The organism is Marinilabiliales bacterium (assembly GCA_007695015.1).
Lineage (GTDB): Bacteria > Bacteroidota > Bacteroidia > Bacteroidales > PUMT01 > PXAP01.
In genome coordinates this window covers 14,612-31,297 of record REEN01000021.1, presented here as the reverse complement: position 1 = coordinate 31,297, position 16,686 = coordinate 14,612, and the positions used below count along the sequence as shown (strand labels likewise).

The 16,686-nt window shown below is 47.0% G+C and carries 14 protein-coding genes; 9 read left to right on the top strand and 5 right to left on the bottom strand.

Annotated features, from left to right (window positions below):
* The first annotated feature begins 144 nt into the window (after positions 1–144).
* The 3 genes from EA408_00935 (at position 145) to folK (ending at position 2,149) form a co-directional block, all read left to right on the top strand.
* A complete protein-coding gene (locus EA408_00935; protein TVR75157.1) occupies positions 145–864 on the top strand; it encodes an SDR family oxidoreductase in 720 nt (239 codons plus the stop codon).
* A gap of 10 nt (positions 865–874) precedes the next feature.
* Positions 875–1,225: a FolB domain-containing protein gene (locus EA408_00930; GenBank protein ID TVR75182.1), complete on the top strand. Its 351-nt coding sequence runs from the start codon at positions 875–877 to the stop codon at positions 1,223–1,225.
* A 105-nt stretch (positions 1,226–1,330) separates the two neighbouring features.
* Entirely contained in the window at positions 1,331–2,149 is an 819-nt protein-coding gene (gene folK / locus EA408_00925; GenBank protein TVR75156.1) for a 2-amino-4-hydroxy-6-hydroxymethyldihydropteridine diphosphokinase, read from the top strand.
* Here the strand turns inward: folK and corA are convergent.
* Positions 2,127–3,179, bottom strand: coding sequence for a magnesium and cobalt transport protein CorA (gene corA, locus EA408_00920; protein TVR75155.1), 1,053 nt, complete (start codon positions 3,177–3,179; stop codon positions 2,127–2,129). The two genes, folK and corA, sit on opposite strands and share 23 nt — an antisense overlap.
* A 95-nt stretch (positions 3,180–3,274) precedes the next feature.
* On the opposite strand from corA, the gene EA408_00915 reads away from it, so the two are divergent.
* Positions 3,275–5,755 (top strand): TonB-dependent receptor, encoded by a 2,481-nt coding sequence (locus EA408_00915; protein ID TVR75154.1) that lies wholly within the window; start codon positions 3,275–3,277, stop codon positions 5,753–5,755.
* 110 nt (positions 5,756–5,865) lie between these two features.
* On the opposite strand, the gene EA408_00910 is transcribed toward EA408_00915, so the two are convergent.
* Positions 5,866–6,495, bottom strand: a complete 630-nt coding sequence (locus tag EA408_00910) for a hypothetical protein (GenBank protein ID TVR75153.1) — start codon at positions 6,493–6,495, stop codon at positions 5,866–5,868.
* A gap of 68 nt (positions 6,496–6,563) precedes the next feature.
* Here EA408_00910 and EA408_00905 point away from each other — a divergent pair, with 68 nt between their 5' ends.
* A complete protein-coding gene (locus EA408_00905; protein ID TVR75152.1) occupies positions 6,564–10,490 on the top strand; it encodes a PAS domain S-box protein in 3,927 nt (1,308 codons plus the stop codon).
* 19 nt (positions 10,491–10,509) lie between these two features.
* Here EA408_00905 and EA408_00900 read toward each other — a convergent pair whose 3' ends face one another.
* Together EA408_00900 and EA408_00895 are read right to left on the bottom strand one after the other, a co-directional pair.
* Positions 10,510–11,391, bottom strand: coding sequence for a hypothetical protein (locus tag EA408_00900; protein TVR75151.1), 882 nt, complete (start codon positions 11,389–11,391; stop codon positions 10,510–10,512).
* Positions 11,392–11,746: 355 nt separating this feature from the next.
* Positions 11,747–12,307: a hypothetical protein gene (locus tag EA408_00895; GenBank protein TVR75150.1), complete on the bottom strand. Its 561-nt coding sequence runs from the start codon at positions 12,305–12,307 to the stop codon at positions 11,747–11,749.
* Positions 12,308–12,519: 212 nt separating this feature from the next.
* On the opposite strand from EA408_00895, the gene EA408_00890 reads away from it, so the two are divergent.
* Positions 12,520–13,956, top strand: a complete 1,437-nt coding sequence (locus EA408_00890) for an SDR family oxidoreductase (GenBank protein TVR75181.1) — start codon at positions 12,520–12,522, stop codon at positions 13,954–13,956.
* A gap of 51 nt (positions 13,957–14,007) precedes the next feature.
* Positions 14,008–14,493, top strand: coding sequence for a glutathione peroxidase (locus EA408_00885; GenBank protein TVR75149.1), 486 nt, complete (start codon positions 14,008–14,010; stop codon positions 14,491–14,493).
* 44 nt (positions 14,494–14,537) lie between these two features.
* Here the strand turns inward: EA408_00885 and EA408_00880 are convergent, their stop codons facing one another.
* Positions 14,538–15,263: a hypothetical protein gene (locus tag EA408_00880; protein ID TVR75180.1), complete on the bottom strand. Its 726-nt coding sequence runs from the start codon at positions 15,261–15,263 to the stop codon at positions 14,538–14,540.
* 353 nt (positions 15,264–15,616) lie between these two features.
* Between EA408_00880 and EA408_00875 the strand changes: the two genes are divergently transcribed.
* On the top strand, positions 15,617–16,177 hold the full coding sequence (locus EA408_00875; protein TVR75148.1) for an AraC family transcriptional regulator: 561 nt from the start codon (positions 15,617–15,619) through the stop codon (positions 16,175–16,177).
* Between the two features lie 81 nt (positions 16,178–16,258).
* Positions 16,259–16,609, top strand: coding sequence for a cupin (locus EA408_00870; protein ID TVR75147.1), 351 nt, complete (start codon positions 16,259–16,261; stop codon positions 16,607–16,609).
* The last annotated feature ends 77 nt before the right edge of the window (positions 16,610–16,686 follow it).

The window sequence follows — 16,686 nt, the reverse complement described above, 5'->3', positions numbered from 1 at the left end:
GGGTTTAATGATACTTCCCAAAACCTAAGGCACAGATGGAAACCGGAACGCCGTACTCAATTACAAATTGATATCAGGAGTTCACAATTTTGGTTCATTTATCCGGATTTCATAACTTGGTTCAATATTTTTAAGCGCAATTATATGTCACAGAATAAAAGTGTACTGGTAACGGGTGGATCGGACAGGCTTGGAAGAGAAATAGCCATGTACTTCGCCTCAACCGGGTATGACGTTGCACTGCACTACAGCAGGTCGCTTGAAAAGGCCCGGTCGACCAGGGAGGATATATTGTCGGAATATGATGTGAAATGTGAGATTTTCAGGGCAGATTTCAGCAATGAACAGGAGACGCAAAAGCTTATAGCTGATGTAAGCCAGGTTTTCAGGATCAGCTGCCTGGTTAACAATGCGTCGGTCTTCTATGAAAACAGCTTCTCTGATAAAGGCACAGAGGGCCTTATCGCGTTTTTTGATGTAAATTTCAGGGCGCCATATATCCTGACAAAGCAGTTTGCGGAAATTGCCCCTGAAGGCGCCTCAATAATAAATATACTTGATACAAAGATCACTGAAGCTACTACCAGGCACTTTGACTACCTTCTGTCGAAAAAATTCCTGGCGGTATTTACAAGGCAGGCTGCCATGGAGCTGGCTCCCAAAATAAGGGTCAACGGTATTGCTCCGGGAATTATCCTTCCGCCGGAAGGCAAGGATGAAGAGTATATTGAGAGAATGGCAGAAAGCATTCCGCTGCAAAAGAGAGGATATCCCGAAAACATTATCAATTCAGTAGACTTCTTTACTAAAGATAATTTTGTAACCGGCCAGATCATCTATAATGATGGTGGCGAAAACTTATAAATCTATAACTATGACAGGCATTCAGATAAAGAACCTGCGCCTGAGGGCGGTTATCGGTGCAAATGACTGGGAGCGTGAAGTTCTGCAGGATGTTGTTATTTCAATCAGATTTAAGTATGATGCTCAGAAGGCAGAGATGAGCGACCAGGTTGAAGATGTTTTTAATTACAAGACTCTGACAAAGAGAATTATAGACGAGGTTGAGGCCTCCAGGTTCAATCTGCTGGAGAGCCTTGTTAATCATGTATACAAGATTGTAAAGGAGAACAAGGAGGTGCAGGACGTTACTGTAACCGTTGAAAAACCCAATGCCCTGAGGTTCTGCGACAATGTCATTGCCGTTAAATCAGATAAGGATTAGATCCCTGTGTGCTGACGCACACAAACAGATATGCAGAAGCATTGGGGTTTGATTTCGTCGATCTTACATGCAATGTGATTTAACTTTTTGCAAAAATGATCAGATGTGACATTCATCGGAATAGAAACACTGAGCATGCATAGCGCAATAATAGGAGTTGGCTCAAATATCAGTCCGGAAGAAAACGTCAGGATTGCAGAACGGGAAGTGGGTCTGTTGGGAGAGTCTCTCAGGAAATCCAGGTTTATCTATACAAAACCGCTGCTTTATGAGAAGCAGGATGATTTTCTCAACGGCGTTTTCCATATCGATACTCCTTATGCTTATGATGAACTGAACGACAGGCTGAAAGAAATTGAAACCAGGCTGGGCAGGGTAAGAACCGGAAACAAATCGGGTCCGCGGACCATTGACCTGGATACGGTTATTTATAACAACCAGATCAGGGATGCGGATGTGTTTACCAGGGATTTTATCAAAAATCCTGTAATTGAACTAATACCTGAGTTAGAAGAGACTCTTAACTGCACAAATTACAAAAACCATTTCGGGGCAATACAAGGGATCATCGACAAGATCCTTTCCCTGTTGTCAGCGCCCCCCGTATCTGTCTTTGGTGCAGGAAGCTGGTTTCGCGATGCGGAGCTGCCTGCAGACACCATTGATATCCTTGTCATAGCTGAAGACGCAGCCAAAGGAACTGAGGAAACCCTCAACCGGGAGCTCAAAGGGGCGGGCCCCGGTGCAATGGCCCCCTGCCCGGTTAATGCACAGGTATTCGGGCCCGGAGAACTGGAAGGCCTGGCAGCGGCTGATAACAATGAAGCGGAAACTGATGTCCGCTCAGTACCATCTATCCCTGGATTCCCGTGCTTAAGGCTTCTTTACGGTAGGCCGGACTTCATATCCATCTCTTCCTCCTGAAGTAAACCATCATCCCGGTACCGATTGCCAGCATTATGAAGAGAATGGCAAAATAGGCCCACGGCCATTCAAGCTCGGGCATATAGGTGAAGTTCATGCCGTAGATACCTACTATGAAGGTCAGCGGAATAAAGATGGTGGCAATGATGGTAAGGACCTTCATCACCTCGTTCATCCTGTTGCTGTTGCTTGAGAGGTAAAGTTCAATAAGTCCGGCAGTCATCTCCCTGTGGGTTTCCACCGTTTCAATTACACGGATGGTGTGGTCGTACAGGTCACGTAAAAAAGGTACGGTATCTTTCTTTATGAGTTGCGACTCTGCGCGTTCAAGCTGGGTCACTACCTCCCTGAGTGGCCAGACGGACTTCCTTAGAAGGAAGGTCTCCCTTTTCAGGATATAAAGTTGCTTGAGCGTTTCCTGGTCCGGTCCCTTCAGCAGCCTGTCCTCAAAATCATCCATCTGCTCCCCAAGCTTTTCCAGCAGCAGGAAGTAGTTGTCGGCTATCACATCAAGAATTGCATAGGCCAGGTAATCAGCCCCTGCCTTCCTGATCCGGCCTTTCCCCTTTCTTAACCTCTCCCGCAGGGGATCAAGCACATCCTCCTCTTTCTCCTGCAGTGAGATGACATAGCCGCGGCCAACGATCATGCTCACCTGCTCGGATTCGATAATGTTTTCTTCTTCGTTGTAAGAGAGCATCTTTAACACTATAAACAGGTAATTATCAAAAGCTTCCGTCTTTGGCCTCTGGTTAGTGTTCAGAATATCCTCCAGCACAAGCGGGTGTATTCCGAAATGTTCACCCAGCTCCGATACCAGTTTGCTGTCATGCACCCCCTTGATGTCGATCCACGTTATTCCATCAGAGTCCCTGTAAGAGAAACAATCCTCTATGTTCTCCACACTCAGCTGCTTAAAGCTGTCCGGTCCGTAATCGATAATATCGATCAGCACCTCTTCGGCATGCTGCTTGCCTGTAAATACAAGACTTCCCGGCGGCAGGCCCACTTTTTTCCTCAGTGTTATCATAATCGTTAAATTTTTTGCAAGTTAAAAATTACCCGGTTAAACCAATTGCTATTTTTTCAGTCAAATTAACTTAAAACTACCAAATCTATCCAGTAATGTTTTATGCAAGTCGCAGTTTTACAGTATTTATCATTTTGCTTCTAAGTTTCTCCTTGCCAGTCACGGGCCTGCTTTTCGGCCAGCAGCCGGGCTCAGGCCCTTCACCCCGCGGTGTCATCAGCGGCACGGTCGTGGAGTCGGTCAGCCATCAGCCACTCGAATATGTCAATGTCATTGTGTACCCCCGGGGCGGCAATGAAGTGGTCACCGGAGGCATAACGGCGGCCGACGGCACATTCCGCATTGATGGGATTCCCCGCGGAAAATATGACATAAGTGTATCATTCATAGGTTTTGAGACTTCCCTTATCGGGGAAGTTAACGTTGATCCCGCTTCCGCGGAAACGCATCTCGGTACCATCGAACTGACCCCGGGAGAGGAGATGATGGAGGAAGTGACTGTAACCGCCGAGAGGGAGATGCTCAGGCTGAACCTTGACAAGATGGTTTTTACGGTAGACCGTGACATGACGGCAACAGGAGGTTCGGCCCTCGATATCATGGAGTCGATACCCTCAGTATCGGTCGATTATGACGGCCGTATCAGCCTCCGCGGCAACACCAACGTCACCATATGGGTTGATGGCAGGCCCTCACACCTTGAGAGTCTTGACCAGCTCCCGGCAACGATGATAGAAAGGGTGGAGGTTATAACCAATCCCTCGGCACGCCATGACCCTGACGGCACCTCGGGCATCATCAATGTCATCATGAAAAGGCAGAGGCAGCCAGGCACCAACGGCATGCTGAGCTTCAACATGGGCACCGGCAACAAGTACAACGGATCGGTGCACATGAATCACCGGGCCGACAGGTTCAACTTTTTCGGCAACTGGGATTACCGCCGCCACGGCATGGAGGGGTATAACCTGAACGACCGTAACATCATTACTGGCCAGGGTGATACGCTCAGGCAGCTCCACCAGCATGAGGATTTTTTCAGGAGGGGTGTCTTCAATAACTTCAGGCTGGGCACCGACTTCTTTATAAGTCCCGGTAACACCCTCACCTTTTACGGGGCCTTCAACCTCAGGGATACCCGTCCGCAGAACTTTTCCGAGGTAAACCTTTTCCTGCCTTCCAGCCAGGATTTGTATACCACCATGGAGAGGCAGTTCAACGGGTTTGGAAGGGAATACGTGCTCAATTACACCCGAAACGGCGGTGATAACGGAAGGCAGTTCACGGCCGACCTTTTCTATTCGGCCTCCACCGGTGAGACATTCAGAGATATCAGGGTAGATGAGTCCGCCGACCCCGGGGCATCGGAGATCAGGTACGCCGAGGCATATACCCCGGGCAGGCTTTTAACCCTGCAGGCAGATTACGTTCATCCCTTCAATGAGCAGAGCCGGCTCGAGGCGGGAGCAAAAAGCATTTTTCGCGATGTTGAGGATGATTTCAATTTTTATGATGTCGATGCAGAGACAGGAGAGCATGTAACAAATACTGATTTCACCAATTACTTTATATACAGTGAGGCCATACATGCAATCTATGGTATCTATGCCCATTCATTCAACAGGTTGCACCTGCAGGCCGGACTGCGTGCCGAGCAGCACACCTCCGAAGCCGAGCAGCGGGTCACCGGCCAGTATTCAGAGCGCAGCATACCCAATATCTTTCCCAGCGCCCACATAAGGTATCTTGTCGACGACAGGAACGCGCTTTACATGAGCTACAGCAAGCGCATCAACAGGCCCGGCATATCGATGCTCAATCCTTTTGTCAACTACAGCGACCCGATGAATATAAGCTTCGGGAACCAGGACCTCAGGCCCGAGTATATAGATTCGTACGAGATCGGGTACCAGTACTCACAGAATCGCAAAAGCTTCAGTGCAGCCCTTTTCTACCGCGATACCGAAGACATGATAAGCCGGGAGATGACCCTTTTCGGGGGAGCCAATCCCCAGACCCGTACCACCTTTCAGAACCTGATGAGAGGTATCTCTTACGGAGTCGAGGCGGTGGTCAACTACCCGCTGTTCCGGTGGTGGCGCATGAACGCAACAGGAAGTTACTATTACAACAAGCTTGAAGACGACAGTTTGCCGGACTGGGAGCATTCCGGCGATGCCTGGAGGGTTCAGGCCATTTCCAACTGGAATATTGCCAATACGGTCAACCTGCAGGCCCGCTTTAATTATCAGAGCTCTGAGGTAACCGCGGGCCGCACCATAGGAGGCGGCTGCCAGCAGCATGGCGGACAGGGCATTCTTGATGCCATGTATTACCTTGACCTTGCCGCACGCATGGATGTGATGAACGGGAACGGCACAATATCGCTCAGGCTGAGTGATGTTTTCAAAAGCCGCGGATTCGACATGTTCACCTATGGTCCGTCGTTCACCTCCGACCTGGTGCGAAGAAGCCAGAGCAGGGTGCTGTTTGTCGGGTTCACCTGGCGCTTCAATGAATACCGGCAGCGCACCGAGAGGGAGAGGGAGGGCTCACTGCTTGATGAGCTGGATTAGGTTACCTGCCGGAAAGAATTGTGTCAGCGACATTTCCCGGGAAGCTTTATCAGGAACCAACCGGAAGCCAGGTATTCCTGGAATGCTAAGAAAGCGGGTTTTAAGAGAAACTAAAATGGCCAGAACTGGTTGTCATTCCAAATACGCTCCTTCAGGTCCTTGTCAAGTTCATACAGTATTTTATGGTGCCCGCTCTCCCAGTCCGCCAGCCACCTGAAAAGCTTTTTCTCTTCGGCATCAGTTGCTCTTTCAGCGCTTTCTGAGTAGAGTTTTATTGCCTTTGTCTCCATGTCGATCGCAGCAGAGATGGCGGCAGCCTCAAAACCCGCGGCGGCTATCTGCTTCTTCATCGGTTCCGACAGAACATAATTTGTGACAGCATCTTCCGACTCATCAGGCAGGCCGGATAAGGTCATCTTTTCCCCGCCGGAAAGTTCCCTGTATTTTTTTCTTAGGAAATTGGCATGCATGGTTTCCTCTTTGGCCATTACATCAAAAATATGCCTGATCCCTGTATTTTCAGTGCTTGCAGCAACTTTACGGTAAAAAGCTTCACCTCTTATTTCAAGCAGTATAGCTGACTTTACTATATCAATCAATTTTGTGTTATCCATAACTTTTTTTTTGAAAAACAGTATTATATGTAAAGATAAAGATAAGTTTCCAAAAATGCAGGGGTTATTGCACGGGTATGACAGAATGATATCCGGCAGGCATCGCCCGGGCAGTTTTACCTGCATCCCCCTATGATAATAAAAGTCAGTATTTTGATAGAAAATTGAACTATTTTTGTAACTTGTAAATATCTATGGACAGCATCAGTTATAAAACGGTTTTTCACCAGGCCCCTTTCGGCTATGCTTTGCTCGAAGCTCTGGCAGACAGCAATGGCAGTAGCAGGGACTACCGGTTTGCAGAGGTGAATGCCGCTTTTGAGGAGATAATTGGTAAAGTGCAGGAAGAGATACCCGGAAAAACAATCAAAGATATTTTTCCTTCTGCATCTTTTCCCGGGTTCAACTGGTCTGAGTTTCTTGGCCGGGTTTCTGAAGATGACGGCACGCGATCGGCCGACCTGTTCTTTGAGAACCGGGATCGCTGGTACAATGTACAGGCCTATCAGGCCGGGCCGGACAGGCTTGCGGTTGTGTTTGCAGACATAACCCCCCGGAAAAACCACGAAGAGGCTGCACGCCAGAGCGAGAACAATCTCCGGAACCTTTTTGACGCCGATGCTGATTTTAACTGGATTCTCGATGAAAAGAGAACGGTCATTTATATTGACAGTACGATAAAGAACAGGCTTGGTTATGGCGACAGCGGGCTTCTTGGAAAACAGTTTGCCGACATTCATCCCCCGGGACGAAGGAAAGAAGCACAACAGGTCTTTGACGACATAATTCAGGGAAAAGAGAGTTGTTGTTCAGTGCCGCTCATGACGAAGTCCGGAGAAGAGATCCCTGTTGAGACCTCTGTTCTGAGAGGCATCTGGGACGGTAAGCCGGCATTTTTCGTGGTCAGTAAAGACATGACCGCCCTTAAGCTTTCGGAAGAGAAGTTTTCAAAAGCATTTGAATCCAACCCGATGGCTATGACCATAAGCCGGCTTGACACCGGCAGCCTGATCGATGTGAACCCCCGGTTTGAGCTTATTACCGGGTTCAGCCGGGAAGAGATTATTGGCAGGAGAGCGATTGATATCGGTGTATGGACCGATCCTGCAAACAGATCCACAACCATAGCTGAGCTGAAAAAAAAGAGATCGGTCCGTGACCAGTCCGTTACCTTCCACAGCAAGTCCGGCGAAGTCCTCGACTGGCGGGTTGCGATGGAGATCATTGATATTAAGGGAGTTGAATGCATTATCTCGATTATTGAGGATTTTACCGAGCGAAAGCGTGCGGAAGATGCCCTCAGGGAGAGTGAAGAACAGTACCGGCATCTTGCCGAGAATATTTCAGATGTGGTCTGGATCACAGATCTTTCCATTAAGCTGATCTGGGTCAGTCCTTCAGTGAAGAGAGTTCTTGGGTTCACGCCTGGGGAGTACCGGAGGCGGACCGTTCGTCAAAACTTCCCGCCACGGCACATAAAACAGTTTATTGAACTTCTTCGGGAGGAGAGGATGAGGGACAGCGATCCCCGGCTTGACAAAGACAGGACGAGGTTAATAGAGGCAGAACACTACAAGCCCGACGGCAGCCTTGTATGGCTGGCCATGCACATAACCTTCATTCGCGACGAGAAAGGCCGGATAAAAGGATTGCAGGGTGTAAGCCGCGACATAACCGAGCGCAAAAAGGCTGAGGAAGCGCTTCAGGCCAGCGAGGAGCGGCTTCGCCAGATCATTGACCTGGTTCCTCATTTCATTTTTGTAAAGGATGTCAATGGGAAGTTCATTATTGTAAACAAGGCTACGGCAGATGCATACGGCACCACTGTAGAGAAACTGACCGGGATGACCGATGCCGATTTTGCCCAATCGGAAGAGGAGGTGCGTTTTTTCAGGCAAAACGATATGGAAGTTATAAATTCCGGGACTCCCAGGATAATCCCTGAAGAGCGGATAACTGACTCCCGCGGCAAAGTCAGGTTTCTGTCAACCACTAAGATACCATTCACATTCTCGGAAAAAAAGTTTGCTGCCGTACTTGGTGTTGCTGTCGATATAACAGAGCAAAGATGGGTCGAGGAGCAGAACAGGAAGCTGTCACAGGCTGTTGAGCAGAGCCCTGTAAGTATTGTTATAACTGACCTCAACGGAACTATCGAGTATGTCAATCCCAAATTCACTGCAGTCACTGGTTATCACTTCAATGAAGCCATAGGCCAGAATCCCCGTATTCTGAAATCAGGCAGGATGGATGATACCAGGTACCAGGAACTGTGGGAGACAATTACATCCGGCAGGGAGTGGCAGGGAGAACTTCTCAACATAAAACAAAACGGTGATCTCTACTGGGAATATGCGACCATATCTCCAATCAGGAATGATGAGGGCAGGATAACGCATTTTATAGGGGTTAAGGAGGATATTACCGAAAGGAAAAAGAAGGAGGAGCTTTTAAAGTTCCAGGAGGATCTAAGGCAATTGCTTATTGAGATATCATCGTCATATATAAACCTTCCCCTGGATGAAGTTGAGCCTTCCATAAATAATACACTGGCTGTCATGGGCCGGTTCGTAGTTGCTGACCGCGCCTATATATTCGACCTTGATATTGGCACTATGCTATGCTCCAATACATACGAATGGTGCAACGATGGTGTAAGTCCGCAATTAGACAACCTGCAGGAAATACAGATGCCTGATGAGTGGAATGCGGCGTTCATGAAAGGTGAAGCGATCATCATTCCCGATGTGCCGGCGATGCCCCCGGGGTATGTGCGTGATGTACTGGAACCGCAGGATATAAAAAGCCTCATTGTAATACCCATGATGAGCGATGGTGTTTGTATCGGTTTTATCGGGTTTGATTCAGTAAATGATTATCATGTTTATTCAGAAGTAGAACAGCAGCTTCTGCAGGTATACTGCCAGATGATGGTTAACATAAAGCTCAGGAAGAAGACTGAAGAGGAGCTTGTACGTGCAAAGGAAATAGCTGAGGAGAGCAACCTCCTCAAGACACATTTCCTTGCCAACATGAGCCATGAGATAAGAACGCCCATGAACGGCATAATAGGGTTTCTTCAGTTACTGCAGAATATGGATATGTCAAGCGAGGAGAAGGACAGTTACATTGAAATACTTAACCAAAGCGGTCAGAGACTGCTAGACACCATTAAGGACATTATTGAAATGTCTAAAATTGAGACAGGGCACATACCAACAGACATCAATGAGACTGACCTGTCGGAGGTGATGCAGTTTACCTTTGATTTTTTCCGGCAGCAGTCCGATGAAAAAGGATTGCATCTTAGTATGAATATGGCACCTGAATGCGAGCAGCTTGCCATAATGACCGACAAGTTTAAACTCGAAGCTGTACTGTCAAATCTCCTGAAAAATGCGATTAAATTCACCAGTGAGGGAGAAATAGAATTCGGCAACTACCTTGACGGCGCCCTTGTCAACTTCTACGTGCGTGATACGGGAACCGGCATCCCCCCCGACCGTCTTGATGCCATCTTTGAGATGTTCGTTCAGGCTGATCTCTCTGCTGCCCGCCCCTATGAGGGATCAGGACTCGGACTTTCCATTGCCAAAGCCTACCTGGAAAAGCTGGGAGGCAGGATATGGGTTGAGAGTGAGGTTGGCGCAGGCAGTACGTTTTACTTTTCGCTGCCATTCATCCCGGCAGAAAAGCAGCCAGATGACACAACGGTTGATGAAGAGCCTCCCGGCAGCATTGCCCCCGGTCTTACAATTCTGGTTGCTGAAGATGATGATGCCAGCTTCCAGCTAATCGAAGCTTTTATGTTTAACAAAGAGGTAAGGCTTTTGCGTGCAACCACCGGCCATGAAGCTGTAAATGCCGTTCGCGAGGATTCCGGGATATCGCTTGTGCTGATGGATATAAAGATGCCCGGGATGAACGGCCTGGAGGCCACCAGGAAGATACGGGAGTTCAACAATAAAATACCGATAATTGCCCAGACCGCTTATGCCATGCCGGGCGACAGGGACCTGGTGTTCAATGCCGGTTGCAATGACTACCTTGCAAAACCAATTAAGAGGAATGATCTGCTGCTCAAAATCAGCCAATTCACCATTAAAAAACCGGGCAGCTGAAATAGGTTATTACACCCCGTCACTCATCCTGCTGGCTCATTCTTAATCCTTCCAGGTACGGCAGGGGCGACACAAATTCATACTCTTTTGAAATATCGAAGAACAGGTTAAGCAGGTTCAGGTGCTCTGCACCAACTATCAGCAGTATCCTGTCATCCGGGCCATGTGGAATGCGCTGAACATTTCTGAATATTCTGAGGTTCCGGTTATACCACCTGCCGGTTTCAAAGTCCACCCCAATAAAATCTCCCGGTTCCTCTTCGTATTTAAATTGGGTCAGTAAATAGAGTGATAACCGGTCTGAGATATACTCCGGGTTATTCATGTGGATCACCTCATCAAGAATGCTTGAAACCTTTCCGGAAGGATTTGGAACCCGGTAAATTGAATCAGGTGAGTTCCGGTAGTAGTCCCCGAATCTCGCAACCCTGGCACTGTCTCTTAACAGTTCGTTTATGTTATCATAATGCCTTCCCCGGTCATCGACGCAATAAACCCCGGGAAGGTTCAGGTTTCCGGCAATCCTGAACCCCAGCTGGTAGATCTCATTCTTTCGGGGTTCCAGACTGCCTTCCAGGTATAATGAGTAAAGGGAATCAGTATACTGTTGCCTTTCGGGCACTCTTTCGACACAAATTATTGTTGGATTGAATTTTTCAATAGCCCTGGCGATAGAGATGATCTCCCCCTGGTACGGCTCATCAAGGACCGATATCTGATCCTCTTCTGCAACTTTAACCGCGTCAAGGTTTGGATAGGCAAAATGAAAAACCCCAAGGGTCATTACCCGGGCCTGTGGCGGTTGTTTCCACTCCTGTGCCTGCGACAGCTTTTCCCGCTCTTGTGCCGGTGAGGCGACACAGGCCAGGAATGCAACAATGAACAGCATAAGTATTCTCATAAGTCAGATTTTGATATAAAACAGGCCATTCGCAATAATCCATATGCGATTATGATCATGGCATAATAAGTCAAATTAAATAAAAAAAATAATTCATAATAATCAGACGATTAACCCCCGGTTTAAGTTACATCGACTGGTGATCAGTAATCCATCATACAGCCCCGGGCATCCAGGATTGAAATTATTCATCGCCTGTTTTATGCCTGATCTTGTCAGGCAGGTCTCTTCGCCTGCCCCCTTCAGGCAGCTCAGATACAGGCAGGCTTACCTGTGCCTCCTCCTTACCGGTAAGCAGGGCGGCAAGGTCATTGCCGGCTTTCGGGGCCAGGTGCCGGATAAAAGCAGGTTGCTGCTACTGATCAACCGGGTTCTCAAGGTCAAAAGTGGCCTTGAAAAGCAGCTCACCATGGTACAGGAGCATGTAGCTGTACGAAGGGGGATCCTCTGAAAGTTCAACCCTCCATACCGCATCGCATGAGCGGGGGATCAGCTCGCAGGTGTATTCGTCGCCGGGAAAATCCTGCCTGAGGGCAGTGCCGTTACCGTCGCCATATCCGCCATACATGGTTATCTCTTCAGGTGTGCCGTCTTCATGCCGGTGGTCATGTCTGAACCGCAGCCTGCCGTCCTCAACCAGGAACATCCATGTGCGCGAGTGGTCATCATCAAGGTGAAAAGGCACATAGATCCTGTCATCTTCGCATACAGTAACGTGCATCATGAACTCCATATGAGCCCAGCTTTCCCTTCCTTCGGCCATAAAGACCTGCTCTCCACTGAATGACCGGCCGCAATGTTGCGCCAGGTTATTGAAAAAAGCCTTTTCAGCCGGGTCAATGAGTGCAGAGCCATATTTTGGCTGATCTTCAGCCTTGCTGCCGGCCTGCTCCCTGCAACCGGTGAAAAATATCAAGGCTATACAAAACAGGGTCGGCGCCAGGTAATTGTACTTTGTCATATGAGCAAGCTGTTATTATCTAATTTATAATAGATTAAAGTCCAAAAATAGTTAATCTATCTGTTAAAGCACATAAAAATACAGGTTTTAGAACTATTATTGCCCTTATCTGTTTTTAGCTGACGATGAACGGGATATTTTTTGTTAAAACAGTATCTTGCATAAATATGAAAATACTTGTTACCGGTGCAACCGGTTATATCGGTAAAAGGCTGTTGCCCACCCTGCTTGATCAGGGTCATGATGTGGTATGTTGTGTAAGGGATGCCGGCCGTTTTGACCTGTCAAAATATTCATCATCAAGCATATCAGTCCTCGAAGTCAACCTGCTGGACAAAAATTCCCTGGAGAAGATACCTGAAGATCTGGATGTGGCATACTACCTGGTTCACTCAATGTCTGCTCCGAGCGGAGATTTCTCTGATCTTGAAAAGCAATCAGCGGAAAACTTCAAAGAGCGGATCGAAAGGACAAATGCCAGGCAGGTGATCTTTTTGAGCGGTATTGCAAACGAAGAGAAGCTTTCAAAGCATCTCAAATCGCGTATGCAGGTCGAAAAAATCCTTTCAGGCGGGAAGTATGGCCTTACCACTCTTCGGGCGGGGATTATTGTAGGTTCAGGAAGCGCCTCCTTTGAGATCATTCGCGACCTGGTAGAGAAACTGCCAGTGATGATTGCACCTAAGTGGCTTAAGACAAGTACACAGCCCATTGCTATCAGGAATGTCATAGAATATCTTACAGGGGTTTTGCTGAAGGCTGAAACATACAACAGAAGTTTTGACATAGGAGGTCCTGAGATTCTCAACTATAAAGAGATGCTCATGACATATGCCAGAGTGCGTAACCTCAAACGGATCATCATTTCAGTTCCCGTAATGACGCCCCGCCTTTCATCATACTGGCTTTACTTTATCACCTCTACCAGCTATAGACTGGCTGTTAACCTTGTCAACAGTATGAAAACAGAAACTGTTTGCAAGAATGATGATATCCGCAGGCTGTTGCCAACAGACCTCATTTCATATGAAGATGCTATCCGTCTTGCCTTTGACAGGCTGGAACAACAGGATGTTCTGTCGAGCTGGACAGATGCGATGTCGGGTGATAAGCTGGATGGCGGAGTCTCCAGTCTGGTTGAGATACCAGTTCACGGTTGTTATGTTGACAGGCGGGAGCGAAAAATTGCCAATGAGGAAGAGGTACTTGCCAGGATATGGTCTATCGGAGGTAAAACAGGGTGGTACTATGCAAACTGGCTATGGGGATTCCGTGGCTTTCTGGATAAACTCTTTGGTGGTGTGGGGCTGCGAAGAGGCAGAAAAAGCGCTGCCACGATCACAGCAGGCGATGCACTCGATTTCTGGAGAGTGCTTTATGCCAGTAAAGAGGATAAAAGGCTTTTACTGTATGCGGAGATGAAGCTGCCTGGCGAAGCATGGCTTGAATTCAGGATTACAAACTCACGGCTTGTGCAGACCGCAACTTTCAGGCCTCTTGGTTTAGCCGGCAGGATGTACTGGTACTCCGTTTTACCTTTTCACGGACTCATATTCAGGGGTATGCTAAAAAGGCTTGCGGGACTGCAGCCTCCTGCGGTTTAACCGTGAACAATATGTTATTCTGGTTGTTATGGTAACAAAATAATTATTCAGATGGATCATAGCATATACGATATTAAGGCGACCACCCTGAAAGGGGAGGAGATCAGCCTCGACAGGTACAGGGGGAAGGTTCTATTGGTTGTAAATACAGCCAGCAAGTGCGGTTTTACCGGGCAGTATGAGGGACTGGAAGATCTTTACCGGAAATACAGGGAACAGGGACTTGAGATACTGGGCTTCCCCTGTAACCAGTTCGGCAACCAGGAGCCTGGCAGCCCCGAAGAAATTGAACAGGGCTGCCTGGTAAATTACGGAGTATCTTTTCAGATGTTCCAAAAGACAGATGTAAACGGCCCGGATGAACATCAGCTTTTCAAATTCCTGAAAGATAAACTCTCTGGTTTTTTTGGCAGCCGGATTAAATGGAACTTTACAAAGTTCGTTGTTGGCCGTGACGGTAAACCCTTAAAACGGTTTTCTCCCGCCACAACCCCTGAAAAGATGGAAGGCTTCATCAGCAATGTGATTAAAGCCTGACAGGCCGGTTAACTGTTTCGACCAGACCATTGTCTTGGCGCAAACTATAAAATATCCCAAACCAGTCCGATTACAGCGAAATTGATCAGCGTGAAATTGTAGACCGATGTGACGTCGGCACCACCCTCCAGTATCCTGTACCCTGCCTTCCCCGAAAGGTTATCTGTTATATTAAAACTGCCACCGAGGAAAAAGTCAAAAGCCCGTCCCGGTCCCCCCGCCAGTCCGTCGCCCTCAAGGTAAAGCATCCACCGGTCAAACTCGCGTGATGCAAACAGGTGCAGCAGCGGGACAAACCCGAGGTCATCCTTCCTGTCGCTCAGTCCCCCGCTGCTTAGCTGTACCCGTGCATCCCTGATCTTGGCGGTGAACCCGACCCCAATGGTCCAACCGTCCGATGTCAGTACATCCCGCCTGTACCCGAGACGGTAGCTATTGAACTTGTAGAACCCTTCGATCAACTGCCCTTGCGTGAAGAGGGACCGCTGGAAGCTAATGTCGAAAGGGGCGGGACCCTCATAGGTCACTCCCAGCGGAGCAAACAGCGCAAATAGATGATTCTTTTCATCAAATGAATAGCGCAGCATCAGCCTGATTGGAATGACAGGCCCCTGAAGCTCAAAATCATCGGTAAAACTGAATTTAGTGCCCGTTTCATTGGGTATTCTTACATCATTGTATCCCTCGAAAGGGAGGCCTGTCTCCAGGTCAATGCTCCATTGTGTATATGCGCCTGAAAAGGAGAAGGCAAGGACAAAGAGGAGGAGAATTTTACGGGTGATAAGTGAATTTGGCCGTTTAACGAGTGGATACATAAGAGTGCTTTTTAAGAATGACATTTATCAAATGTTGAAGATAATAAGAATATTGGGACCGGAAAACAAATACTGCGACAAATCCCAGTCCGCTTTGTGAAGCATTATCATCCCACCAGTGCCTGCACTCCTTCAGCAATCTTGCCGACATTGACTCTGCCGGCCTCCATTCGATATTCATGTTATTTTGTGTGCTTCAGCTCATGGGGGTTTCATTCAGCGCATAATCCTGGTATGAAAATCCTGTTTATTTGCGTATATGACCTAACTTTGTATTTTAGATATTAATCAATAAATGCTTTATCTCCTTGAAATTGTACATCAAAAATATGGTCTGTATCCGCTGCCAGATGGTGGTTAAGAGTGAACTTGAAAAACTCGGGCTGAAATATATTCATGTAAGAATTGGAGAAGCAGATATAATTGGGGATACAAAACCTGAACAGTTGAAACAACTGGATTCAGAATTAAGAAAATCAGGACTGCAACTTATGGATGACGGAAGAAGCATCCTTGTAGAGAAGATAAAGAATGCTGTTATTGAACTGGTACATTACACCGAAGAACAGATAAAAGTTAACCTGTCCGATTACCTGAGTGAAAAACTCAATTACGACTATACATATATGGCAAATCTTTTTTCAGAGGTCAAAGGAATTACCATTGAAAAATTCTATTTGACTCATAAAATTGAAAAGGTAAAGGAACTCATAGTTTACGATGAGCTAAACCTTTCTGAGATTGCCTTCAAAATGCACTACAGTAGTGTATCCCATCTGTCGAATCAATTTAAAAAAATCACCGGACTAACCCCCACCCACTTCAAAAACCTGAAAAACAAAAGGCGCGATACACTTGAAAATGTGTGAAAGATGTAAATTATTACATCAATCGTGTAAAGCATTGCCTGGTGGTTTACCATACCTTTATATCAAATTAAAAGTAAGCAGATGCAAAATGTTGATTTGGAAAAATCAAAAAAGTACATTTTAATTAAGATCATTGAGTATATGCCTAATTCTGTGGTAAGCAGGACGATAATGCAAAAGACAACCGGAAATATCAGCATTATTGCTATTGACACCGGAGAAAGCCTGGCTGAAAAAATATCGCCGTTTGATACTTTCATCCAGATTATTGAAGGAGCCGCTGAAGTAATAGTTGATAAAAAATCGAGTATGCTTAAAACAGGTGAGGGTATGATAATCCCGGCCCATACATCCAATAATGTCAAAGCTAATGAGAAGTTTAAAATGCTTTCGACCATAATCAAAAGCGGGTATGAGTCAACTTTAATTTAAGAATACTAATTACCCTTTTTTAGACACTCCGGATCATTTTAGTTAATAATCAGCATTATGACAAAAGGAATTGAGAA